Source organism: Phyllobacterium sp. UNC302MFCol5.2 (assembly GCF_000686005.1).
In the GTDB taxonomy this organism is placed as follows: domain Bacteria; phylum Pseudomonadota; class Alphaproteobacteria; order Rhizobiales; family Rhizobiaceae; genus Phyllobacterium; species Phyllobacterium pellucidum.
In genome coordinates this window covers 630838-653984 of record NZ_JMLL01000011.1, presented here as the reverse complement: position 1 = coordinate 653984, position 23147 = coordinate 630838, and the positions used below count along the sequence as shown (strand labels likewise).

At 58.9% G+C, this 23147-nt stretch carries 21 protein-coding genes; 10 read left to right on the top strand and 11 right to left on the bottom strand.

Annotation, left to right across the window (positions count from 1 at the left end):
- Positions 1 to 258 precede the first annotated feature (258 nt).
- Both BR48_RS0114465 and BR48_RS0114460 read right to left on the bottom strand, forming a co-directional pair.
- Positions 259 to 2598: an EAL domain-containing protein gene (locus BR48_RS0114465; protein WP_036814465.1), complete on the bottom strand. Its 2340-nt coding sequence runs from the start codon at positions 2596 to 2598 to the stop codon at positions 259 to 261.
- A gap of 434 nt (positions 2599 to 3032) precedes the next feature.
- Positions 3033 to 3335, bottom strand: a complete 303-nt coding sequence (locus BR48_RS0114460) for a helix-turn-helix domain-containing protein (RefSeq protein ID WP_027231964.1) — start codon at positions 3333 to 3335, stop codon at positions 3033 to 3035.
- 95 nt (positions 3336 to 3430) lie between these two features.
- Here BR48_RS0114460 and BR48_RS0114455 point away from each other — a divergent pair, with 95 nt between their 5' ends.
- The 4 genes from BR48_RS0114455 (at position 3431) to BR48_RS0114440 (ending at position 7620) form a co-directional block, all read left to right on the top strand.
- Positions 3431 to 4528 (top strand): NADH:flavin oxidoreductase/NADH oxidase, encoded by a 1098-nt coding sequence (locus BR48_RS0114455; protein WP_027231963.1) that lies wholly within the window; start codon positions 3431 to 3433, stop codon positions 4526 to 4528.
- A gap of 581 nt (positions 4529 to 5109) precedes the next feature.
- On the top strand, positions 5110 to 6150 hold the full coding sequence (locus tag BR48_RS0114450) for a methionine ABC transporter ATP-binding protein (protein WP_027231962.1): 1041 nt from the start codon (positions 5110 to 5112) through the stop codon (positions 6148 to 6150).
- Positions 6140 to 6805, top strand: a complete 666-nt coding sequence (locus BR48_RS0114445; protein WP_027231961.1) for a methionine ABC transporter permease — start codon at positions 6140 to 6142, stop codon at positions 6803 to 6805. The genes BR48_RS0114450 and BR48_RS0114445 overlap by 11 nt, the downstream gene beginning before the upstream one ends.
- 32 nt (positions 6806 to 6837) lie before the next feature.
- Positions 6838 to 7620, top strand: a complete 783-nt coding sequence (locus BR48_RS0114440) for a MetQ/NlpA family ABC transporter substrate-binding protein (protein ID WP_091923685.1) — start codon at positions 6838 to 6840, stop codon at positions 7618 to 7620.
- Between the two features lie 41 nt (positions 7621 to 7661).
- On the opposite strand, the gene BR48_RS0114435 is transcribed toward BR48_RS0114440, so the two are convergent.
- The 9 genes from BR48_RS0114435 to BR48_RS0114395 form a co-directional block, all read right to left on the bottom strand.
- Positions 7662 to 8732 carry a sn-glycerol-3-phosphate import ATP-binding protein UgpC gene (locus BR48_RS0114435; RefSeq protein ID WP_027231959.1) on the bottom strand — a complete coding sequence of 357 codons (1071 nt, stop codon included), beginning with the start codon at positions 8730 to 8732 and terminating at the stop codon, positions 7662 to 7664.
- A gap of 1 nt (position 8733) precedes the next feature.
- Positions 8734 to 9582: a sn-glycerol-3-phosphate ABC transporter permease UgpE gene (gene ugpE / locus BR48_RS0114430; RefSeq protein ID WP_027231958.1), complete on the bottom strand. Its 849-nt coding sequence runs from the start codon at positions 9580 to 9582 to the stop codon at positions 8734 to 8736.
- A 7-nt stretch (positions 9583 to 9589) separates the two neighbouring features.
- Positions 9590 to 10480 carry a sn-glycerol-3-phosphate ABC transporter permease UgpA gene (gene ugpA, locus BR48_RS0114425; protein ID WP_027231957.1) on the bottom strand — a complete coding sequence of 297 codons (891 nt, stop codon included), beginning with the start codon at positions 10478 to 10480 and terminating at the stop codon, positions 9590 to 9592.
- Positions 10481 to 10545: 65 nt separating this feature from the next.
- Positions 10546 to 11856, bottom strand: coding sequence for a sn-glycerol-3-phosphate ABC transporter substrate-binding protein UgpB (gene ugpB / locus BR48_RS0114420; protein WP_027231956.1), 1311 nt, complete (start codon positions 11854 to 11856; stop codon positions 10546 to 10548).
- Positions 11857 to 12063: 207 nt separating this feature from the next.
- Entirely contained in the window at positions 12064 to 12663 is a 600-nt protein-coding gene (gene pncA, locus BR48_RS0114415; protein ID WP_027231955.1) for a bifunctional nicotinamidase/pyrazinamidase, read from the bottom strand.
- A 54-nt stretch (positions 12664 to 12717) separates the two neighbouring features.
- On the bottom strand, positions 12718 to 13875 hold the full coding sequence (gene nagA, locus BR48_RS0114410; RefSeq protein WP_027231954.1) for an N-acetylglucosamine-6-phosphate deacetylase: 1158 nt from the start codon (positions 13873 to 13875) through the stop codon (positions 12718 to 12720).
- Entirely contained in the window at positions 13872 to 14882 is a 1011-nt protein-coding gene (locus BR48_RS0114405) for an SIS domain-containing protein (protein WP_027231953.1), read from the bottom strand. The genes nagA and BR48_RS0114405 overlap by 4 nt, the downstream gene beginning before the upstream one ends.
- A gap of 20 nt (positions 14883 to 14902) precedes the next feature.
- Positions 14903 to 15688, bottom strand: coding sequence for a GntR family transcriptional regulator (locus tag BR48_RS0114400; RefSeq protein WP_027231952.1), 786 nt, complete (start codon positions 15686 to 15688; stop codon positions 14903 to 14905).
- A complete protein-coding gene (locus BR48_RS0114395) occupies positions 15681 to 16568 on the bottom strand; it encodes a BadF/BadG/BcrA/BcrD ATPase family protein (protein ID WP_027231951.1) in 888 nt (295 codons plus the stop codon). Before BR48_RS0114395 ends, BR48_RS0114400 begins: the two co-directional genes overlap by 8 nt.
- 198 nt (positions 16569 to 16766) lie before the next feature.
- Here BR48_RS0114395 and BR48_RS0114390 point away from each other — a divergent pair, with 198 nt between their 5' ends.
- The 6 genes from BR48_RS0114390 to BR48_RS0114365 all read left to right on the top strand — a co-directional run bounded on the left by BR48_RS0114390 (position 16767) and on the right by BR48_RS0114365 (position 23026).
- The gene (locus BR48_RS0114390) at positions 16767 to 17693 is read left to right on the top strand and encodes an N-acetylmuramic acid 6-phosphate etherase (protein WP_027231950.1); all 927 of its coding nucleotides are present in this window, start codon (positions 16767 to 16769) and stop codon (positions 17691 to 17693) included.
- A 36-nt stretch (positions 17694 to 17729) separates the two neighbouring features.
- Complete coding sequence (locus BR48_RS0114385) at positions 17730 to 18989, top strand: ABC transporter substrate-binding protein (RefSeq protein WP_027231949.1); 1260 nt, start codon at positions 17730 to 17732, stop codon at positions 18987 to 18989.
- Positions 18990 to 19134: 145 nt separating this feature from the next.
- Positions 19135 to 20085 carry a sugar ABC transporter permease gene (locus BR48_RS0114380; RefSeq protein ID WP_036814461.1) on the top strand — a complete coding sequence of 317 codons (951 nt, stop codon included), beginning with the start codon at positions 19135 to 19137 and terminating at the stop codon, positions 20083 to 20085.
- Between the two features lie 13 nt (positions 20086 to 20098).
- A complete protein-coding gene (locus BR48_RS0114375; RefSeq protein ID WP_027231947.1) occupies positions 20099 to 20938 on the top strand; it encodes a carbohydrate ABC transporter permease in 840 nt (279 codons plus the stop codon).
- Positions 20935 to 21996, top strand: coding sequence for a Gfo/Idh/MocA family oxidoreductase (locus BR48_RS0114370; RefSeq protein ID WP_027231946.1), 1062 nt, complete (start codon positions 20935 to 20937; stop codon positions 21994 to 21996). Before BR48_RS0114375 ends, BR48_RS0114370 begins: the two co-directional genes overlap by 4 nt.
- A 28-nt stretch (positions 21997 to 22024) precedes the next feature.
- A complete protein-coding gene (locus tag BR48_RS0114365; protein WP_027231945.1) occupies positions 22025 to 23026 on the top strand; it encodes an ABC transporter ATP-binding protein in 1002 nt (333 codons plus the stop codon).
- Positions 23027 to 23147: the final 121 nt, after the last annotated feature.

The window sequence follows — 23147 nt, the reverse complement described above, 5'->3', positions numbered from 1 at the left end:
AGAACGCAAGTCCCTAAACGCAATGACCTCAGTGTCCGCATAGAGGCGTCGAGCGGGTTGTTCCTATTCGACCGGGGGAGAGGTCGGTCCCGACCTCCGGGTTGCCGGTTGGATTCCTGCAACTTTCCGAGGTGCCTTTGTCCGATGCGTGAACATCGGCTTTGCTGCCTTCCGCGTGGATTGTCTCGCCATCCGGGAAACAGAACTGTTTCTATCTAAACAGGGAATGCTTAGCGGGAAGCTCAACGATCACGTTGCTCAGCTTGCGACCTGGTAGCGCTCGCTGTCGAACGTCAGGAGCTCGAAGGTCTTTTCCACGGGCTCGGCGGGGCTGAAGAGGAAGCCCTGTACCTGGTCGCAACCTTCCTTTTGCAGGCAGGCGAGCTGCTCGCGGGTTTCGACGCCCTCGGCGGTGATCTTCATGCCCATGCTGGCGCCAAGGCCCATCACCGCCCGGATGATGGCGAGACTTCCGCGATTGTGCGGCAGATCGCGCACGAAGGACTGGTCGATCTTGATCTTGTCAAACGGCATCTTGCGCAGATAGCTCAAGCTGGAATAGCCGGTACCGAAATCGTCGAGCGCGATGCTGACGCCCATGGCACGGAACTGGCGTAGCAGCGAAATCGCGGCGACGTTGGCTTCGAGAAAGACCGATTCCGTGATTTCAAGCTCAAGACGGTTCGGCTTGAGGTTGTTCTTGCTGAGCGCGTCGCGAACGATCGAGGCGAGATCGGAATGGCGAAACTGGATCGCTGAAATATTGACGGCCACGTGGATATCCTGCGGCCAACCGGCGGCGATGCGGCACGCTTCCTGGATGATCCATTCGCCAAGCGGGATGATATTGCCCGATTCTTCCGCGATCGGAATGAAGATCGTTGGCGAGATGAAGCCATGAACCGGGTGTTTCCAGCGCAAGAGTGTCTCGAAGCCGACTGTCTTCAGCGTCTGGGCCGAAACGATGGGCTGGAAATGCAGGATAAATTCCTGCCGGGCCAACGCCCCGCGCAAATCCATGGCTAGGGCGCGTTTTGCCTCGATGCGTGCATCCATTTCGACTTCGTAGAACCGATAGCTGTTGCGGCCCTCGTTCTTGGTGCGATAGAGCGCAAGGTCAGCACAGCGCATGATGTCGTTGACGCTGTCGGTCGGCGCTATCGCGATACCGATGCTGATGTGAATGTTGATCTGGATACCATCGATCCAGAAGGGCTGGGAGATGCTCTGCACCAATTGTTCGGCAAGTTCAGTCGCCGCTGCCTGATCCGCTCCGCGCGCAAGCAGCGCGAATTCATCGCCGGAAAGGCGTGCCACCGTGTAGGTGGCTGGCGAGGTGCCTCGCAGCCGGTCGGCCACCTGCTTTAGCAACTGGTCTCCAATGCCGTGACCGAAACTGTCATTGACAGTCTTGAACTCGTCGAGATCGATGCAGAATACGGCGAAGCTGCGCAGGCCTTTCTCGAGGTCCTTGGTCGCTTGGCCGAGCTGATCGGTAAACAGCGTGCGGTTCGGCAGGTCGGTCAGCACATCGTAGCGGGCAAGATAGGAAAGCTGGTCGTCGGACTGCTTGGCAGCCGTCACATCGGAACCAACGCCGCGGTAGCCGACAAACTTGCCGGCATTGTCGAATATGGCCTTGCCAGTCAGTGACCACCAGCGTGTCTCGCCGCGAATATTGACCGGGAGAATATGGTTGCGGAATGTGGTGCGGTTTTCAATGGCCTGCCAGATGGAACCGACCTGCGTCGCTTCTTCCGCATGCGACTGATCGACCTTGAAAAGTTGCGCGAAGGGCATGCCCTGCAATTCCTTCGTCGTCTTGGCGGCGATCTGGGCAAGGCGGGGGGAGGTGTGCTGCAGCTTGAGGTCAGCATCCGTTTCCCAGATCCAGTCGCTGGCATTCTCTTCGAAATCGTAGAGCAGGAGGCTGATGACTTCCTTCTGCTGTTCAACCTTGATCTGATCCAGCGTGCGCATGACGATGAGGTTGCTCATGTGCACGATCGTGAACAGGATAAAAAGCGCGTAGAACGCGAGCAGGATTGCAATGAACAGAAAGAAATCTTCGCCGGTGGAGGCGAGTGCGAAGAAGGATCCCGTGATGATCGTGCCGGAATAGGCGATTGCCGCAAGCGGCACGACCGCGACACCGATACCCGTGGCCATGAGACCCGCCGCAGTACAGGCGATCAACAACCGGTGATATGGGTCGGCGTCGAGGAACAGCATAAGCGGTATGCTGGCGAGGCAAATACCGTAGAGCGCCGAGACGATAATAAGATACTTGATGGCATCGAAGCCAAGCTCTTTCACCTTCGGCAGCTTGTACCATTGCGTGCACGCGAACAGCGAACCAACGGTCAACAGCGCCACCACCGTCGCGACACCGGCGAGATACGGGCGGGGTCCGAGATTCCAGAAGACATAGGCAACGACAAATACCACGCACATCGCAACAAGCACCGTGAATGGCGCCAGTCGCAGGGCGACGTCCATCTGCTCGGCATAAACACGGCGTTTGACTGCCGGATTTATGGCGCCGCGCATTCCGAAGATCGATCGGATCGCGTCAACTGTGTGGAACTTGGACGACACGCAAAGCCCTCAAATACGTGAGTTCGTAATTCCCCATGTTAGATTTTTTACGTTCGGCATTCGTTAATGTACTTAGCATTTTTTTTAATAGTTACCAATGTCTTTATCGCCTCATAGTACATTTTCATTAAGATGATTTTTTCAAGTCGTATATGATTAAATACGCGTTTCCGATTATAAAGAGTACTATTTCATATTGATTTGGTATAGCTATCAATTATATAAGTATAACATTGTAGAATGTTCCATTTGATTGGATTTGTATTTTCGAAGCGCGTCGATGGGCGGCTGGCGTCGCGATAGTGAGATAACACAACTGGCTGTAAGCATTCGCGTGTACTTCATTAATAATTGGTCATTTGATCGCCGATGAAGTTCGGCCGCCCCAAGGTCTGATAAATTATAGACCTTTGTTCGCAGAAATATCATTTTGTTCAGCGCGGGACGGAGAGAATGGCCCCCAGCAGTCCTGGAAAAGCGCTGTCCAGATCGTCTCGGCGCAAGGTATTCATGTGTGACGTCCCATCATTGCGGGTGTGGACGATGCCCGACTCGCGCAGCACCCGGAAATGGTGCGACATGCTGGATTTGGGGCGCCCGCCGTCAAGAGCCGCGCATGTCGCCTCACCCTCGCGCGCAAGTTGCCGCACTATGGAGAGGCGCACCGGGTCGCTCAGGGCATATAGAACTGACTCGACCTGCAATTCGGAAACTGATGGATGACGGAACTGTCTCATGGCCGATAAAGTACCACAAAATTTTGTGTATTGCTATTGTTCGAATATTATCGAACTATCAAAGAAATTCGGCAAGCCAGATTGGAGAATGATATATGGCATCGCTTTTTGACCCGTTCACCCTCAAGGACGTCACGCTGCGCAATCGCATCGCTGCATCGCCCATGTGCCAGTATTCCGCCAATGACGGTCTCGTCAACGATTGGCACAGCGTGCATCTCGGGTCGCTCGCGCGCGGTGGCGCAGGTCTCGTTGTGGTCGAGGCAACCGGGGTCTCGCCTGAAGGGCGGATCACCCCGAATTGCGTGGGTCTGTGGAACGACGAACAAGCCGCTGCCCTTGCACCGAATGTGCAGTTGATCAAGGATGCTGGTGCGGTTCCGGGAATCCAGATCGGTCATGCAGGGCGCAAGGCCAGTGCGAACCGGCCCTGGGAAGGCGACGACCATATCCCGGCCGGCGATCCGCGTGGCTGGGAAACAATCGCGCCATCACCGATCGCCTATGGCGGAGGCCTCAACAAAGTTCCACATGAGATGACCAAGGCCGATATTGAACGCGTCAAGCAGGCATTCGTCGATAGCGCCAAGCGCGCGCTGGCGAGCGACTTTCAATGGCTGGTGCTGCACTTCGCCCACGGCTATCTGGCGCAGAGCTTCCTTTCCAGGCACTCGAACCAGCGCACCGACGAATATGGCGGCAGTTTTGAAAACCGCAGCCGCTTCCTGCTTGAGACACTGAAGGCAGTGCGCGCCGTCTGGCCGGAAAACCTGCCGCTCGCTGCGCGTCTCGGCGTCATCGAGTTTGACGGCAATGACGAGGAAACCCTGGGCGAGGCAATTGAGCTGATCAAGCAGATGAAGGCGGAAGGGCTCGATTTCATCGATGTCAGCATCGGCTTCTCCCTCGGCAAGGCGGATATTCCCTGGGGACCGGCGTTCCTGGGTCCCACCGCAGCGCGCGTGCGCCGCGAAACGGCGTTGCCGGCTTCGACTTCCTGGTACATCAGCACGCCGCAACAGGCTGAGGGACTTGTCCGTGATGGTTCGGTCGATCTCGTCATGCTGGCGCGCCCATTGCTCGCCGATCCGCACTGGCCGTACAAGGCAGCGACGGAACTCGGCGTAGAAAAGCCTGCCTGGATTCTGCCAGCGCCCTATGCGCATTGGCTCAATCGCTATCGGGCGGCATAGGCGTTGCGAACTCTGCGAATAATTCCTGGGATGCTTGGAAACGCAGTGTCGTGAGCGAGGCTTCTGGGAGAGGAACGAGCTTTCGCCCGTCCCTCTCTTTCTGGAAGTTGAGTTGACCCGGACTGTGCCTCGCCAGCCCGTCTGGGAGTTTCGCCAAACGGCGAAACCGAAGCGATGTCCCCCAGGTTTTGAGAACAAGGCCGTTGCCAAGTTCCGGGCCGCCGATCTCCCGCTCTCGCGAATTGAAAGCAGCAGGCCGTTCGGTTGTTTTAGAATGCGAATCCTGAAACCTGCCAAAATATGAAACAGGCTTCGTGTCGTCTGAGGCGGCCTTTGCTTATGTTCGGGCACCGGCAAATGCCGCGCCATCTCATTCCAACCTGCCTGGTCGCTCAACCTGAAATGTTCATGCCCGTGTCCAACCTCTATCGAAAATTGCAGATGGTCTGTATAGACGGTCGCAAACAGGCAACAGGGCGGGTGTGCGAGCACCGCAAATGAACATGGCAATTGTGAAAAACAGGGCTAAGGGCCCGGTTGCCGTGGCGGCAAATGATGAGCCGGCCACGCAAGCCAAACCGATGGTCGCATTCGAGCAGGTCTCCAAACGCTTCGCGGCCGGCCGCAGCAGCAACGAAGTGGTCGCGCTCGACAATGTTGACCTTGTCGTGCCGCGCGGGTCGGTGACCGGAATCATCGGTCGTTCCGGCGCTGGCAAGTCGACCTTGATCCGCCTCGTCAATGGGCTGGAAAGGCCGACCGCCGGCCGCGTGCTTGTCGACGGCGTTGATGTTGCGGGGTTAGGCGAGAAGGACCTGCGCTCCGTGCGCCGCGCCATCGGAATGGTCTTCCAGCATTTCAATCTGCTGTCGTCGCGCACTGCCTTCGACAACATCGCGTTGCCGCTTGAAATCGCGGGTGTGGACAGGCAAGTCATCGAGAAGCGGGTGACGCCGCTCCTTGAGCTCGTGGGACTCTCCGACAAGCGCGACCGTTATCCATCGGAACTTTCCGGCGGACAGAAGCAGCGCGTCGGCATTGCCAGAGCGCTTGCGACCGAGCCGAAGCTGTTACTCTCCGACGAGGCGACCTCGGCGCTCGATCCGGAAACGACGCGCTCGATTCTCGACCTCCTGCGGAAGATCAACAAGGAACTCGGCCTGACCATCCTGCTGATCACTCATGAGATGGAGGTCGTGAAGACGATCGCCGACCATGTCGCAGTGATCGACGGCGGCCGTATCGTCGAGTCAGGGCCGACATTCGACGTCTTTACCGGCCATACCCATGCAACGACCCGGGCATTGCTTGGCGGTCTTGCGGGCATGCGCCTGCCCGAATTTCTGACCAAGCGGATGTCGAGCGAACCGCATGATGGTTCGCGCACGATATTACGCGTTATCTTCAAGGGCGAAAATGCCACCGAGCCAATGTTGGCGCGGCTTGGCAGCGATCTTGGCATCGAAGTGAACATTCTGGCTGGGGCCGTGGACGAAATCGCCGGGCGTCCGTTCGGCATGCTCGTCGTTTCGCTGCGCGCCGACGCGGCGAAGATCGCCGAGGCGCGGCAATTCCTTGCCGAACATGGCTTGGCATCGGAGGTGGTTGGCTATGTCGCCTGATATTATCGCGCTTATCGTCAAGGCGACGGGCCAGACGCTCTACATGGTTGCGGTTGCCGGTCTCGTCGGCTCGTTGTTTGGCATTCCGCTCGGCGTGTTTCTGGCCACGAGCGGGCGCGGCGAACTCTTTCCCGCGCCCTCGGTCAACAAGGTGCTGGGCGCAATCGTCAACGCGACCCGCTCGACGCCGTTCATCATTCTCGTCGTCGCGATCATTCCGTTCACGCGCCTTGTGGCGGGGACTTCCATCGGCACCAGCGCCGCGATCGTTCCCCTGACTATTGCGACCATCCCCTTTGTTGCCCGCCTCGTTGAGACGGCGATCCGCGAAGTCGATCCCGGACTGACGGAAGCTGCCCGCGCCATGGGCGCAAGTCCGATACAGATCGTATTCAAGGTTCTGCTTGCAGAAGCGCGCCCCGGTATCGCCTCGGCCTTGACGCTCACCGTCGTCAGCCTGATCGGCTATTCGGCCATGGTCGGAGCCGTGGGCGGCGGCGGACTTGGCGACCTCGGCATCCGCTATGGCTACCAGCGTTTCATGCCCGATGTGATGGCCGTTGTCGTCGTTGTTCTCATCGTCCTCGTGCAACTCGTCCAAAGCGCCGGCGACAGGCTGGCGCGCCAGTTCGACAAGCGCACGCGTCCGCGCTGAGCTTGTTATTCTTCAAAAGACAGGAGTTAGAAATGTTGAAGAGATTTCTTGCCACCGCCGCTTTCGCGGCTGTTCTGGGTGCATCCAGCGCCTGGGCCGAAACGATCAAGATCGGCGTCACGCCGGGCGAGCACGCGCAGATCATGGAAAAGGTCAAGGAGATCGCCAAGCCGAAGGGCCTCGATATCGAAATTTTCGAGTTTTCCGACTATGTCGTGCCGAACCAGGCGCTGAACGACGGCGAGCTCGACGCCAATTCCTTCCAGCACAAGCCCTATCTCGACAATCAGATCGCCGATCGCAAGTTTGACATTGTCGATGTCGCATACACGGTCAATTTCCCGATGGGCGTTTATTCGAAGAAGGTCAAAAGCTTCGATGAACTCGCTGATGGTGCGACGATCGCCATTCCGAACGATCCGACCAATGGCGGCCGGGCTCTGCTGATCCTCGCCGACAAGGGCGCGATCAAGCTGAAGGAAGGCGCCGGTCTGAAGGTCACCGTCAACGATATCGCCGAGAACCCGAAAAACTTCAAGTTCGTCGAGCTCGACGCCGCGCAGTTGCCGCGCTCGATCGACGACGTGGATGCGGCCGCGATCAACACCAATTACGCGCTGGAGGCTGGCCTCGATCCAATGAACGGCACCATCCTGAAGGAAGGTGAAAAGGCGCCTTACGTCAACCTGATCGCGGTTCGCACGGCCGACAAGGACAAGCCCTGGGTGAAGACGCTGATCGAATCCTACCACTCCGATCCGGTCAAGCAGTTCATCCTCGACAAGTACAAGGGTGCAGCTGTCCCCAGCTGGTAATCTACCAAACAGAGGCATCTCCCAAAAGGAGGTGCCTCGCCTCAGATGCGCTTCCCCTTGGCGTCGAACAGGTGGAGCTTTTCCTTCGGGACGATCACCCGCAAATGATCGCCTGGCTCGACGATGGATCGCCCGGCCACCCGCACGACCACTTTGTCACCGCCTATATTGCCGTAAACATAGCTCTCCGCACCGACCGGCTCGACACCGCGAACGGTCAGGTCCAATAGCAACCCGCCGATATGTTGCTGGCTTCCGGCCGCAACCTCGAGATCTTCCGGCCGGAAGCCGATCTGCGCTCCCTCGGCTGGAATTGCGAGGCCCTCAGCGCCGATATGGGTGCCATCCTTGAGGAGAAGACCGGCACTGTTTGCTGTAACATGAACAAGGTTCATCGGCGGCGCACCGATGAAGCTCGCAACAAAGGTGCTCGCCGGCTTTTCATAGATGTCGAGCGGCGCGCCGATCTGCTCGACGACACCGCCATTCATCACGACGAGAATATCGGCGAGCGTCATCGCTTCGAGCTGGTCATGGGTGACATAAACGCTGGTCACGCCAAGTTGCCGCTGCAGGTTCTTGATCTCGACGCGCATCTGGCCACGCAGCTTCGCGTCGAGGTTGGAAAGTGGCTCGTCGAACAGGAACACTTTCGGATTGCGGACAATCGCGCGGCCCATGGCGACGCGCTGGCGCTGACCACCGGAAAGTTCGCGCGGGCGGCGCTCAAGCAGGTGCCCGAGTTCGAGCGTCTGCGCTGCTTCCCGGACGCGCTTGTCGATCTCACCCTTCGGCATGCCGCGATTGCGCAGGCCGTAGGCCATATTGTCGTAGACCTTCATGTGCGGATAAAGCGCGTAGTTCTGGAACACCATGGCGATATCGCGTTCCGCCGGGCCAAGGTCGTTGACCACGGAATTTTCAATCTTGAGCACGCCTTCGGTGATCGTTTCGAGACCCGCGATCATGCGGAGCAAGGTCGATTTCCCGCAGCCTGACGGCCCGACGAGCACGCACAGCGCGCCGTCGTCGATGGCGATATTGATGCCCTTCACCGCCTCGACGCCGCCGCCGTAGACCTTGCGGATGTTGGTCAATTCCACGCTTGCCATTTCATTTCTCCGTTTCGACCAATCCGCGCACGAACCAGCGTTGCATCAGGACGACGACGAGGATCGGGGGGAGGATGGCGAGAATGCAGGTAACCATCACCAGATGCCATTCGGTGTCGGCGTCGGCGAAGGAGATCATCTTGCGCAGGCCGACGACGATGGTCGACATGTCGTTGCGATTTGTCATGAGAAGCGGCCAGAGGTACTGCGTCCAGCCGTAGATGAAAAGAATGACGAACAGCGCCGCAATGTTGGTTTTCGATAGCGGCAGCAGAATGTCCTTGAAGAATCGCCAGGGGCCGGCGCCATCAACGCGCGCCGCCTCGACGAGTTCGCCTGGAATGGTCATGAAGAACTGGCGAAACAGGAGCGTCGCGGTCGCCGAGGCCATAAGCGGCAAAGTAAGCCCCGTATAGGTATCGATGAGGCCAAGATCGACCATGACTTTGTAGGTCGGAAGGATGCGCACTTCGACCGGCAGCATCAGTGTGATGAAGATAAGCCAGAAGAAGAACATGCGGCCGGGGAAGCGGAAGAACACGATGGCATATGCCGAAAGAAGCGAGATGACGATCTTGCCGATGGCGACGCCAAGCGCCATGACAACCGTGTTCCAGAGGAGGCGGTCAACGCCGACGCCGCCGATGCGCCCGACACCGCCGAACAGGGCCGAAGAATAATTCTCCCAGAAATGGCCGCCCGGCAGCAGCGAAAGCGGCGGCCGGATGATTTCCTGCAGCGTCTGCGTCGAGGCGACGAATGTATAGTAGATCGGGAAAGCGACGACGACGATCCCAAGGATGAGAACGAAGTGTGCAATCAGGCGGCCAATGGGGTTGTTCTGGATCATGGTCACCTCAGCCGTAATGGACTTTGCGTTCGACATAGCGGAACTGGATTGCCGTCAAGGCGATCACGATGATCATGAGGATGACCGACTGCGCCGCCGAATCGCCGAGGATGAGATTGACGAAGCCGTCATTGTACACCTTGTAGACGAGCGTCTCGGTTGCCTTGCCCGGACCGCCGCCGGTCACGGCGTGAATGATGCCGAACGTGTCGAAGAAGGCATAGACCGTGTTGACGACGAGAAGAAAGAACGTCGTTGGGGCAAGGAGCGGAAAGACGATGGTCCAGAACCGCTTGTTCTCGCCGGCACCGTCGATGGCGGCAGCCTCGATCAGCGATTTTGGAATAGATTGCAGCCCGGCGACGAAGAACAGGAAATTGTAGCTGATCTGCTTCCATGCCGCGGCGGAAACAACCAGAACCATCGCCTGGTTGCCGTTGAGCAGCGGGTCCCAGTTATAGCCGGCGGAGCGGGCGAGATAGGCGAGCGTCCCCATCGATGGGTTAAACAGGAACAGCCACAACATGCCGGCGATGGCGGGCGCAACGGCGTAGGGCCAGATGAGCAGCGTGCGGTAGATGTTCTTGCCACGGATGACCTTGTCGGCCATGACGGCGAGAAGCAACGCGATCGTCATGGCGATCAGCGTCGTCGCGACCGAAAAGACGATCGTGACCTGCAGCGAATTCAGATAGTTGGGATCGCTGATGACCCGCCTGAAATTGCCAAGGCCGACGAATTGTGTCGACAGGCCGAAGGGGTCTTCGCGCAGGACGGACTGATAGATCGCCTGCGATGCCGGCCAGTAGAAAAAGATGAGCGTGATGGCAAGCTGGGGCGCCAGCAGCAAATAGGGCAGGAGCTTGTTGGGAAACGTCACGTTGTTGGACGATGCCATGAATGCCTCACATTAAAGGAAATCCCGGCCGCAAGGGCTTGCGGCCGGGTTTCAGACGGAAGGGCTTATTGGCCGAGCGCCTGCTTGATCGCTGCGTTGCCGCGCTTGACGGCATTGTCGAGCGCCTGCTGCGCCGTCTGTTTGCCGGCTAGCATGTTCTCGAACTCTTCATTCTCGATATCGCGTACCTGCGGCAGGTTGACGAGGCGCACGCCCTTGGAATTTTCCGTAGGAGCCTTGCCCAGCATCTGCTTGATCGGGATCTCGCGCGCCGGGTTCTTGTCGTAGAAACCGGATTTCTTGGTTGCCTCATAGGCCGCCATCGTAACCGGCAGATAACCCGAGACCTGATGCAGGCGAGCCTGGATATCGGTCTTCGACAGGAAATTGAAGAAAGCGGCCACACCCTTATATTGCTCGTCCGACTTGCCGGCGAAGACCCAAAGCGAGGCGCCGCCCGGAATCGTGTTCTGCGGCGCACCTTGCGCACCTGCCTCGTAGGGAAGCTGGCCGGTGCCGAAATTGAGGCCCGACTTCACCACGTCGCCAAGGCCGCCCGACGATTCAGTGAAGATGGCGCATTCGCCTGAGGTGAACAGCTGTTTTGCCTCCGAGGTACGACCGCCATAACGGAAGGTGCCATCCTTGGCGAGGTCGGCAATCTCCTGGAAGTGCTTGACGAAGGTCGGCGCGTTTATCTTCAACTCGACATCGGTGGCAGCGATGCCGTTTTCGTTGGTGCCCCACTGCAGATTATTCCAGGCCGCGTAATTTTCGGTCTGGATCCAGGTGAGCCAGGTCGAGGTGAACCCGCACGATGCTGCACCGCTGGACTTGATCTTCTTGGCGGCGTCCCACACTTCCGTCCAGGTTTTTGGCGGATTGTTCTCATCGAGGCCAGCCTTCTTGAAGGCGTCCTTGTTGTAGTAAAGGATGGGCGAGGAGCTGTTGTAGGGGAAGGACAGCATGGTGCCGTCAGGCTTGGAATAATAGGCGACGATGCCCGGCAGATAGAGGGTCTTGTCGAACTTCGAGCCACCCATCGAAAGAATGTCGGCAACCGGCTTGACCGCGCCTTCCGCGCCCATCATCACGCCAGTACCGGCGTCAAATACTTGAAGAATGTCGGGGGCCTGCTTGGCCCGGAATGCGGCGATGCCGGCATTCAATGCTTCAGGGTAGGTTCCCTTGAAAACTGGAACAACTTTGTAGTCGCCCTGGCTCGCGTTGAATTCCTTAGCCAGCGTCTCGACAACTTCATTGTTGGCGCCGGTCATTGCATGCCACCAGCTGATTTCGGTAACGGCGAAGGATGCGGTGGAGGAGGCAAGGACAAGGCCAAATGCAAGGCTCAACGAGGTAATACGATAGGTCATCTCAATCTCCCATGGACGAAGGCGTCATCTATAGTGCGCTTGATGCCAGTATCTCCATTATGTGACAGACAGACAACAGTAATGTGCCTTGTCCGGTTCCGCCTGTGGAAAAAATGCGCAGCTGTTCATTCGCTGGCGATAGTCGAGGCTGCGGGGCGGTCCCGGGATCGGGGCGCGTCTGCCGATGATTTTATTTGCCGGCTATGGTCAGACGAGGGTGACGCCGGCCTTGCGCATTTCACCGAGCATGGCGGCCAGCGAACCGCCGAGATTGATGCCGCGGCAAGCATCGAGCAGAACATCGGCGGCAAAGCCGTGCTCCACGGCGTCGAGCGCGGAATAGGCCACGCAGTAGTCCGTGGCAAGTCCGGCAAAGGTCACATTGGTGATCCCCCGGTCACGCAAATAGCCGGCGAGGCCAGTTGGGGTCTGGCGATCGTTCTCGTAAAAGGCCGAGTAGCTGTCGATATGATGGCGGAAACCCTTGCGGATGACGAGTTCGGCCTTGGTCCATTCCAGCTCGGCATGAAATTCGGCCCCGACGCTGCCCTGGATGCAGTGATCGGGCCACAGCGTCTGATTGCCGTAAAACATCGGGACCGTCTCGAAAGGTGCCTTCCCCGGATGGGTCGAAGCGAAACTCGAGTGACCGCCGGGATGCCAGTCCTGCGTCAGGATGACATGGTCGAAGCGCATGATCAGCTTGTTGATGATCGGAATGATCTCGTGGCCACCTTCAACGGCGAGGGCGCCGCCCGGGCAAAAATCATTCTGAACATCAACGACGATCAACGCGTCCTTGGCCATATTCATCTCCAATGTCTCGTGAAGAACTCAAGTATGACCAATCGGCGAGCCGCGTCAACGCGCGTAATGCAGATCGCCGTCGATCCATACCTGATTGACGTCGAGCCGATCGTCAAGATGCACGATGTTGGCGATGTAACCGGGCAGAAGGCGACCGTAATGGTGGTCGATGCGCAGGCTCTCCGCCGGATAGAGCGAGGCCATCCGCAAGGCTTCTTCCAGTGGCAGACCAAGCTCGTTGTGCACAAAACGCACCGCTGAGATCATGTCGAGGTCAGCGCCCGCAAGCGTTCCGTCGTCGAGTGTCAGACGTCCGCCGGCGCGGGTTATCCGGCGCCCGTTCAGTGTGAACGAGGTGATGTCGGTGCCGATGGTCGACATGGCGTCGGTGACGAGGAAAATGCGCGACGGCCCTTGCTTGGCTCTGATGGCAATTGCCATCGATGCCATGTCGACGTGGAACCCGTCGGCGATAAGACCGGCGGAAAGCTCGCCCGACTGCAACACAGCACCGACGACTCCGGGGCTGCGATGGCCAAGCTGGCTCATGGCGTTGAACAAATGTGTCGCCATGGTCGCGCCGGCTTCCGTGGCGGCGAGGGCGACTTCGTAGGACGCGCCGCTATGGCCGAGGCTGACAATGACGCCGGCGTCGGTCAAAGCCTTGATCTTGTCGGCGGGAACCGTCTCAGGCGCTACTGTGGTCAGGAGCACAGGCAATTGCTGTGCTGCCTCGATAAGCGCGACAAGATCGGCATCCTCCATGGGCCGGATGAGCTTCGGGTCGTGCGTCCCTTTGTGGGATACCGAAAGGTGGGGCCCTTCGATATGAAGTCCGATGAAGCCCGTCACCTTGTCAAGCGCGGCAGCCTTGCCGGCATTCAGCGCCGCCGCGGTGATTTCGGGCGTGTCGGTAATCAGCGTCGGCAGCAGGGCGGTCGTCCCGAAGGCGAAATGCGCATCGCAGATCGTCCGGATGACGTCAACACTCGGACCGTCGTTGAGAAGGACGCCGCCGCCGCCATTGACCTGGATATCGATAAACCCGGGCACCAGCTTGCCGCCGTCGAGTTCGACACGGCGGATATCGTCCGGCAGGGCGGCGTCGGAAATGCTCGAGACAACGCCCTTGTCGATGACGAGCGCCGCGTCGCTATGCCAGTTCGCGCCGTCGAAGATCTCGGCGCCCGTCAATGCGTAGGCGGTGCTCATATCGTTTCCGTCACCTTGCGCAGATGCGGCGGTTCGTCGGGATTGAGGCCGCGGCTGCGGGCAAATCCTTCCACGAAGGCGTAGAACGAAACGAGCAGGGCGAGCGGGTCGGTGAGCGGGTGCGATGTGGCGACGAAGGGCAACGCAGTTGCCTTCGATGGCTTTGACGAGGTGAGGAACACCGCCGCGCCTTGCTCGGCGAGGCGGTTCGCCGCTTCAACAAGCGAATCTTCGGCAGCATCACGCGCCGCCAGAACCAGCACGGGGAAGCCCTTGCCGACAATGGCCTTCGGCCCGTGCATGACTTCCGCGCCGCTGTAGGACTCGGCGTGGACGCCGCTCGTCTCCTTGAACTTCAATGCCACCTCGTTGGAGATAGCAAGGGAAGGCCCGCGCCCAAGCACGAACAGCGAGTTTTCATCCTTGAGTGCACCGGCAAAGGGCGACCAATCACATTCGACAGCCTTGGCCAGCGCGTCGGGCAGGGCATCGATGGCCGTCAGCAGCTTTTTGTCCTCGGTCCAGTGGCCGATGAGCGCCAGACCGGCAACGGCGGAATTGACGAAGGACTTGGTCGCCGCCACGCTGCGCTCGGGACCTGCGAGAATATCGATGGGGAAATCGCTCGCATTGGCAAGGTCGGAATTGATGACGTTGGTGATTGCGATGGTAAGCGCGCCGCTCTCGCTTGCCGCGCGAGTCATGCTGACGATGTCCGGGCTCTTGCCCGATTGCGATATAGAGAGCGTCGCTGCTTCTGCGAGCTTCAGCGTCACGCCATAGATCGAGGCGACCGATGGCCCGAGCGAAGCGACGGGAACCCCGGCGGTCAACTCGCTCGAATATTTGAGAAACGAACAGACATGGTCCGACGAGCCGCGAGCAATCGAGGCGAGGAATGGCGGGTTCTTCTCGCGCAGCTTCGCGCCGGCAGCGGCAAGGGTTTCGCGGGAACTTTTGAGGAACCGTTCTGTCACCGCGGGAATGGAAAGGATTTCCTCCCGCATGAGGGTGGTCGTTTTGGTCGTCAAAGCACTGCTCCTGATATTTCGGAAGAGTCGCCAAGCTTCAGCTCGGCCACAAACTCATAGGCATCCGCACGGTAGATCGATCGGGTGAACTCGATGACCTTGCCCGATTCCAGATAGGATATGCGCTCTATATTCAGGCTGGCGGAGCCGGCCGGAACCTGGAGCAATGTAGCATCATTTTCCTTCAAGATGGCCGCAGAAATGCGCTGGATGGCGCGCACCGGGCGGTTGCCCCCTTCGGCCAGCACCGCATAGAGCGAGACTGTGACCAACTCGGGATTCGGCAGCACGTTGATGGACAATGCAGCGCGTTCGATGGCCATGGGCGTGTCGTTGGCGACGCGCAGGCGGCTGATCCGCGCCACCTTTTCCCCCGAGGAAAGTCCGAGCGTGACCATCTCCTCGGGCGAGGGCGCATAGATACCGCGATCAAGCCAGGTAGAGCGCACCACCATGCCGCGGCGGGCCATGTCTTCTGTGAACGAGGTAAGGTGCGACAGCGATTGTTCGACGCGGGCCGAGCGCGGTGCGACGAAGGTGCCCGAGCCATGCCGCTGCACGAGCAGACCGCTGTTGACGAGGCCCTGCACGGCCTTACGCACCGTGACGCGTGAAATCTCGGCCATCGCCGCAAGTTCGCGCTCAGGCGGCAAGGCGTCGCCTGGCCGCAGCATGCCGTCGCGCACCGCATTCTCGATGAGCCGCTGCAGCTTTACATAAAGTGGGCCGCCGCTTGCCTGCTCGTTGAGCGAAGGAAGAATGTCAATCAGACCGTCAGCCATGCATATGCTCCACGCCTGCGCCGGAAAAGTGATGCACGGCGAGCTGGACCGCGCCCGTCAGGGGATCATTGAGCGGCTCCTGCAGCCGGGCCTTGTAACGTGGTGAAAGCAGTGGGCCGTAGAGCGAGCCAAGCCCGCCGAGGAGGGAAAGGCCGCTCTCGTCCGATGGCATCACTGCATCAAGACCTTCTTCGATGTTCCGGACTGAGCGCCCGATCAGCGCGACTGCAACCGGATCGTCCAGCGAAGCATATTCGAACAGCATCGGTGCAAATGTACCGAAATCGCCCGGACTTGCAGAATGGGCGAACTGGACGATCTGGTGCGGATTGCCGCCGAAGCGCCGCATGACTGCGTCGGTCAACGCCGAGGAGGGGTGAAACCCGTCATAGGCGAGCAATGTCTCTTCCAGCAGGTCGCGCCCGAGGCGCGCGCCACCGCCAAGATCGCTGACCTTGAAGCCCCATCCGCCAGCAAAACGTATCTCTTCTCCCGATCGGGTGACATAGACCGAGCCGGTGCCGACAATGACCACCGTCCCATCCGCATCGCCGAGCGCACCCTGCAGTGCAATGACACCGTCGGAATAGACCAGCGCGTTCTTGAAGGGGAGCATTGCCTGGAGCTGAGCGCCATTGCCGCCGACATTTGCACCGGCGAGCCCCAGGACAGCAGACGCAGAAGCGACAAGTGACGTGGACACTCCGGCGGCCGTGAAGGCAGCATCGGTTGCGCCGAGTATATTAAGCCGGGCGGTGTTCATGTCGGTCATGATATTGGCGGAACCACTTTTGCCCGTGGCCAGAATCCGGCCGCCCGCATCGGCCAGCGCCGCCCTGCAGCTCGTTCCACCACCATCGATTCCCACGAGATAATTCACGTTTCACCGTCCTCCACGAATAGAATACCAATAAAATACCAATAGCCAAGTGTTAATTCGTGCATTTTGTACATTTCCCATAGATCATTGAATAAATTGAACAAAAACCTCGAAAAACTTGACTGAACAGAAATTTTTTAAGATTTGCTGGACAAGTGGTATTTTTTTGGCATTATTTATCACAACGAGGAGAGAGTTGTGGCAGTTTCCCGCACAGAGGAGCGCAATGAGAGGGCATTCGGGCTGGACGAACGTTCGCCGGAAGATGTTCTGCAATTGCTGCATGAAGCGCAAATCGAGGCGGCCGCCTCGGTATCGCAAGCGCTTGGCTCCATTGCCGAAGCCGCCACTCTGGCCGCTCATACACTCGCATCGGGTGGTCGTTTGGCTTATGCGGCCGCCGGCAGTTCCGGCCTGATGGCGCTCGCGGATGCACTCGAAATCCCGGGGACCTACGGGATATCCCCTGAACGCATCGTCATCCTTATTGCCGGCGGCATTGCCAGCCTTGGTCGTCTTGCCGGTTCCTATGAAGACGATACCAGCCAGGCGACCGCGGACATCGCGGCCGCCGGACTTGGCGCCGGCGACTGCCTGATTGCGGTTTCCGCCAGCGGTACCACGCCCTATGCGCTCGCCGCCATCGAAGCTGGCAAACAGTGTGGGATGAAGGTCATTGCCATTGCCAACAATCCGGCCGTTCCGCTGTTCGACAAGGCCGATATTGCGATCACGCTGGAGACCCCGCCGGAAATGGTTGCCGGATCGACGCGCATGGGCGCAGGGACGGCGCAGAAGATTGCGCTCAACCTACTGTCGACCCTGATGGCGATCCATCTCGGCCATGTCCATGACGGCTATATGGTCAATCTTACCGCCGACAATCTCAAGCTGCGCGACCGCGCGGCCGCAATCGTCGCTGCGGTGGGAGGATGCGAACGCGGCGACGCGGTCAGGCTGCTCGAAGCGAGCGGCGGCTCCGTCAAGGCGGCAATTCTGCTCGCCGCCGGTGCGGAAGGTCCGCAAAAAGCATTGGAAATTCTCGAAAGCAATCAACAGAGGCTTCGCCCGTCGCTTTCGGAAATTGGTCGTAAAGACCTCAAGGAGAGCTTCGGCTCTCGTTAACGGCACAGCTCGCAAGGGGTGCAACAGGAGACTAAAATGGGAAGCACGACTTTAAAATCACTGCTTATGGCGACGAGCATCCTGGCTACGGCCGGTTTTGCCCACGCCGCAGACACCACACTGACGATCGAAAGCTGGCGCACCGACGATCTTGCCATCTGGCAGGAGAAACTGATCCCGGCATTTGAAGCCAAGAACCCCGGCATCAAGGTCAAGTTCGCGCCGACGCCGCCGACGGAATATGACGCGGCTCTCGGCGCACGCTTCGATGCGGGTAGCGCCGGCGACATCATCACCTGCCGTCCGTTCGACAAGTCGCTCGAGCAGTTCAAGCGCGGCAATCTTGCCAGCCTCAACGACCTCTCGGGCATGAAGAACTTCTCGGATGTCGCCAAGGCCGCATGGACCACCGATGACGGCAAGGACGCTTTCTGCGTGCCGATGGCATCGGTTATCCATGGTTTTATCTACAACAAGGATGCATTCGACAAGCTCGGCATTGCGATCCCGACCACCGAGGCAGAGTTCTTCGCCGCGCTCGACAAGATCAAGGCTGACGGCACGTATATCCCAATGGCCATGGGCACCAAGGACCTCTGGGAAGCTGCGACCATGGGCTACCAGAACATCGGACCGACCTACTGGAAGGGTGAAGAAGGCCGCGCCAAGCTGATCAAGGGCGAGGAAAAGCTGACCGATGCGGATTGGGTCGAGCCCTACAAGGTGCTCGCCAAGTGGAAGGATTATCTCGGCGACGGTTTCGAAGCCCAGACCTATCCGGACAGCCAGAACCTCTTCACGCTCGGCCGCGCTGCGATCTATCCGGCCGGCTCGTGGGAAATCGGCCTGTTCAACACGCAGGCCCAGTTCAAGATGGGGGCATTCCCGCCGCCAGTTAAGAACGCCGGCGATGCTTGCTACATCTCCGACCACAACGATATCGGTGTCGGCCTCAACGCCAAGAGCGCACATCCTGAAGAATCCAAGAAGTTCCTCGAATGGGTCGCTTCGCCGGAATTCGCTGAAATCTACGCCAATGCGCTGCCGGGCTTCTTCAGCCTGAACTCGACTGCGGTGAAGATGCAGGACCCGCTGGCGCAGGAATTCGTTTCCTGGCGCGAGAAATGCAAGCCCACGATCCGCTCGACCTATCAGATCCTGTCGCGCGGCACGCCGAACCTCGAAAACGAAACCTGGGTTGAATCAGCCAACGTGATCAACGGCACCGATACGCCGGAAGCTGCCGCCAAGAAGCTGCAGGACGGTCTCGACAGCTGGTACAAGCCGGCCAAGTAAAAGAAACGACAGCCGGGGCGTCCGTGAAGGAGGCTCCGGCTATTTCTTTATCGGAACATTGGGCGCTTCTTGCGCTATCATCCGTTTGAACGGCCGTCATGCGCCGCAAAAGTCGTGACCAAGAATATCAGGGGACTCTGATTTAATGAGCACAGTCGAACAAGCAATCGTTGATCGGGGCGCCGACAGGCGGCCGCGGCGCTGGCACATTCTGGTGTTCCTGGCGCCGGCGGTGCTCGTCTATACCGCCATCATGATCCTGCCGCTCATCGAGACGCTGCGGCTGTCGCTCTTCAATGTGAAAGATGGTCAGAGCGTTTTCGTCGGTCTCGGCAATTTCAACGTGCTCTTCGGCGACCCGCGCTGGGCTGCGAGCTTCTGGAATGCGCTGCGCAACAATTTCGTCTTCTTCCTCATACACATGATCGTGCAAAATCCGATCGGCGTTGCCCTTGCGGCACTGCTCTCGGTGCCGAAGCTGCGTTTTGGCGCTTTCTACCGCACGGCAATGTTCCTGCCGACGCTGCTCTCCTTCGTCATCGTCGGCTTTATCTGGAAGCTCATCCTGTCGCCGATCTGGGGCGTATCGCCATTTCTCCTCGATCTCGTCGGTTTGAAGTCGATCTTCTCGCCCTGGCTCGGCAAGCCCGGCACGGCGCTTATCGCCGTCTCGCTGATCTCCGTCTGGCAATATGTCGGCATACCGATGATGCTGATATACGCGGCGATGCTGAATATTCCCGATGAAGTTCTCGAAGCTGCGGAATGCGATGGCGTTACAGGCTGGAGCCAGTTCTGGAAGATCAAGCTGCCGTTGATCCTGCCGTCGATCGGCATCATTTCGATCCTGACCTTTGTCGGCAATTTCAATGCCTTCGATCTCGTCTACACGGTTCAGGGCGCGCTGGCGGGTCCTGACGGTTCGACGGATATTCTGGGCACTCTGCTTTACCGCACTTTCTTCGGCTTCCAGCTGCAGATCGGCGACAAATCCATGGGCGCGACGATTGCGACAGTGATGTTCCTGATCATCCTAACGGGCGTTTGCCTCTACCTCTTTGCCATCCAGCGGCGCATGCGCCGCTACCAGTTCTAAGCGAGGCACCAAAATGGCAAAACCAACCGCATCGCCGCTTCGCACGGGCCTCGTCCATCTCGCACTCGGAGCCTATACGCTCATCGCGCTGTTTCCAGTGTTCCTTGTCGTCATCAACTCGTTCAAGGACCGGGCCTCGATCTTCCGCGACCCGCTTGCGATCCCGACACCGTCAACGTTCAGTCTCATCGGTTATAATACGGTGCTCACCCAGGGCGACTTCGTCCTCTATTTCCAGAACAGCTTCATCGTCACGGCCGTATCGATCTTCTTCGTGCTGCTCTTTGGCGCGATGGCGGCTTTCGCCCTCTCCGAGTATCGCTTCAAGGGCAATACGCTCATGGGCCTCTACCTTGCCCTCGGGATCATGATCCCGATCCGCCTTGGAACGGTCGCGATCCTGCAGGGTATGGTCGCGGCGGGCCTCGTCAACACGCTGACAGCGCTCATTCTCGTCTATACCGCCCAGGGCCTGCCGCTTGCAGTGTTCATCCTCAACGAGTTCATGCGTACCGTCTCCGACGATCTGAAAAATGCCGGCCGTATCGATGGTCTTTCGGAGTATTCGATCTTCTTTCGCCTGGTGTTGCCGCTGGTTAAGCCCGCAATGGCAACGGTGGCCGTCTTCACGATGATCCCGATCTGGAACGATCTCTGGTTCCCGCTCATCCTGGCGCCAAGCGATGCGACGAAGACCGTCACGCTTGGATCGCAGGTGTTCATCGGCCAGTTCGTGACCAACTGGAACGCTGTTCTTGCCGCCCTTACGCTAGCGATCGTGCCGGTGCTCGTCCTCTATCTCATCTTCTCGCGGCAACTGATCCGCGGCATCACGTCGGGAGCCGTCAAATGACGACAGAAAAGCCTATCCGTGTGCTTGTTGCCGGCCTCGGCAATATGGGCCGCAGCCATGCGCTCGCCTATCACAACAATCCCGGCTTCGAGATCGTCGGTCTGGTGAACCGGTCTGTGGTGCCGCTGCCGGAGGAACTTGCTTCTTACACGATCCATCCGTCGTTCGAGACTGCCCTGGCCGACCTCGAGCCGGACCTCGTATCGATCAATACCTATTCCGACAGCCATGCCGACTATGCGGTTGCGGCCATGAAGGCAGGGGCCGACGTCTTTGTCGAAAAGCCGCTCGCGACAACAGTAGCTGATGCGGAACGGGTCGTTGAAGCGGCGAAGCAATATGGCCGCAAGCTGGTGATCGGCTATATCCTGCGCCACCATCCGTCATGGATGCGATTGATTGGCGAGGCACGCAAACTTGGCGGTCCCTACGTTTTTCGCATGAACCTCAACCAGCAATCGTCGGGCACGACATGGGAAACCCATAAGTCGCTGATGAAGACGACGTCGCCCATCGTCGATTGCGGCGTGCACTATCTCGATGTGATGCTGCAAATAACCGATGCAACGCCGACGGAGGTGCGCGGTATGGGCGTGCGGCTCTCCGATGAGATCGATGCCGGCATGTATAATTACGGCCATCTGCAAGTGCTGTTTGATGACAGGTCGGTGGGCTGGTACGAGGCCGGGTGGGGTCCGATGATGTCTGAGACGGCCTTCTTCGTGAAGGATGTGATATCGCCGAATGGCTGTGTTTCGATCGTGATGGACCAGAACGCCAAGTCCGACGATATCGACTCGCATACGAAGACTTCGACCATCAAGCTGCATTCGGCAAAGACCGGCAAGGACGGCCGCTTTGCCGCGCCCGACGAGCTTCTGAACATGGCCGGGGAACCCGGGCACCAGGAACTCTGCGATCTGGAGCAGGCCTTCGTGCTGAAAGTAATTCGCGAAAATCTCGACCTCGACCGGCACATGCGTGACGCCGTGCGCTCGCTGAGCGTCTGCCTTGCTGCGGATGAGAGCGTGCGGACCGGCAGGCCGGTAAAGCTATAATTTAGAATCAACGAACGGGAACAAGACATTGGGTTCTTTGAAGATTGAGAATATTCGCAAGTCGTTCGGCCAAGTCGACGTCCTTAAGGGCATCGACCTTGAGGTTGCGGACGGTGAGTTCGTCATATTTGTCGGCCCCTCGGGCTGCGGCAAGTCCACATTGCTGCGGGTCATCGCCGGCCTCGAAGACGCGACCTCCGGCGATATTCTGATCGACGGCAAGAAGGTCAACAACACGCCGCCCGCCAAGCGCGGCATCGCCATGGTGTTTCAGACCTACGCGCTCTATCCGCACCTTTCGGTACGGGACAATATGGGTCTCGGGCTGAAGCAGGCAGGCAAGCCGGCCGAAGAGATCAAGGAGCGCACCAAGATCGCGTCGTCGATGCTGTCCCTCGACGACTATCTGGAGCGGCGCCCGGCAGAGCTTTCGGGCGGTCAGCGCCAGCGCGTCGCCATTGGCCGCGCGATCGTTCGCGAGCCGGAGCTCTTCCTCTTCGATGAGCCGCTTTCCAACCTCGATGCGGCGCTCCGGGTGAACACACGCCTCGAAATCGCGCGCCTGCATCGCCAGCTCAAGGCAACCATGATCTACGTGACGCATGATCAGGTTGAGGCGATGACCCTTGCCGACAAGATCGTGGTCCTCAACAAGGGCAGGATCGAGCAGGTCGGCTCGCCGATGGAACTCTACAATGCGCCGCAGACGATTTTCGTCGCCGGCTTCATAGGTTCGCCGCAGATGAACCTTATCGATGCCACGAAACTCGGACAGAGCGGCGCCAGGACAATTGGCGTAAGGCCCGAACATATCGATGTCAGCAAGACATCCGGCGAATGGAAAGGCTCGGTCATCCATGTCGAGCATCTCGGCGCCGATACGATCATCTACCTTCAGACCGATTTCGGTCCACTGACGGTACGCCTCTTCGGCGAGCACCAGTATGAGGTCGATAGCACGTTGTTTGCGACGCCGATGCCGGGCCGCACCTATCGTTTCGACAATGACGGGCAGGCCATCAAGGGCTGAGACTCCGGGCCGGGCCCGTAGCCCGAAAATTGCGCTTTGGGCGGTAGGGGCACCAAATCCGGCCATGACATCGATGGGGTATTGCGCCATAGTCCGGCTCGCGCGGAATCACGCGAGTTGC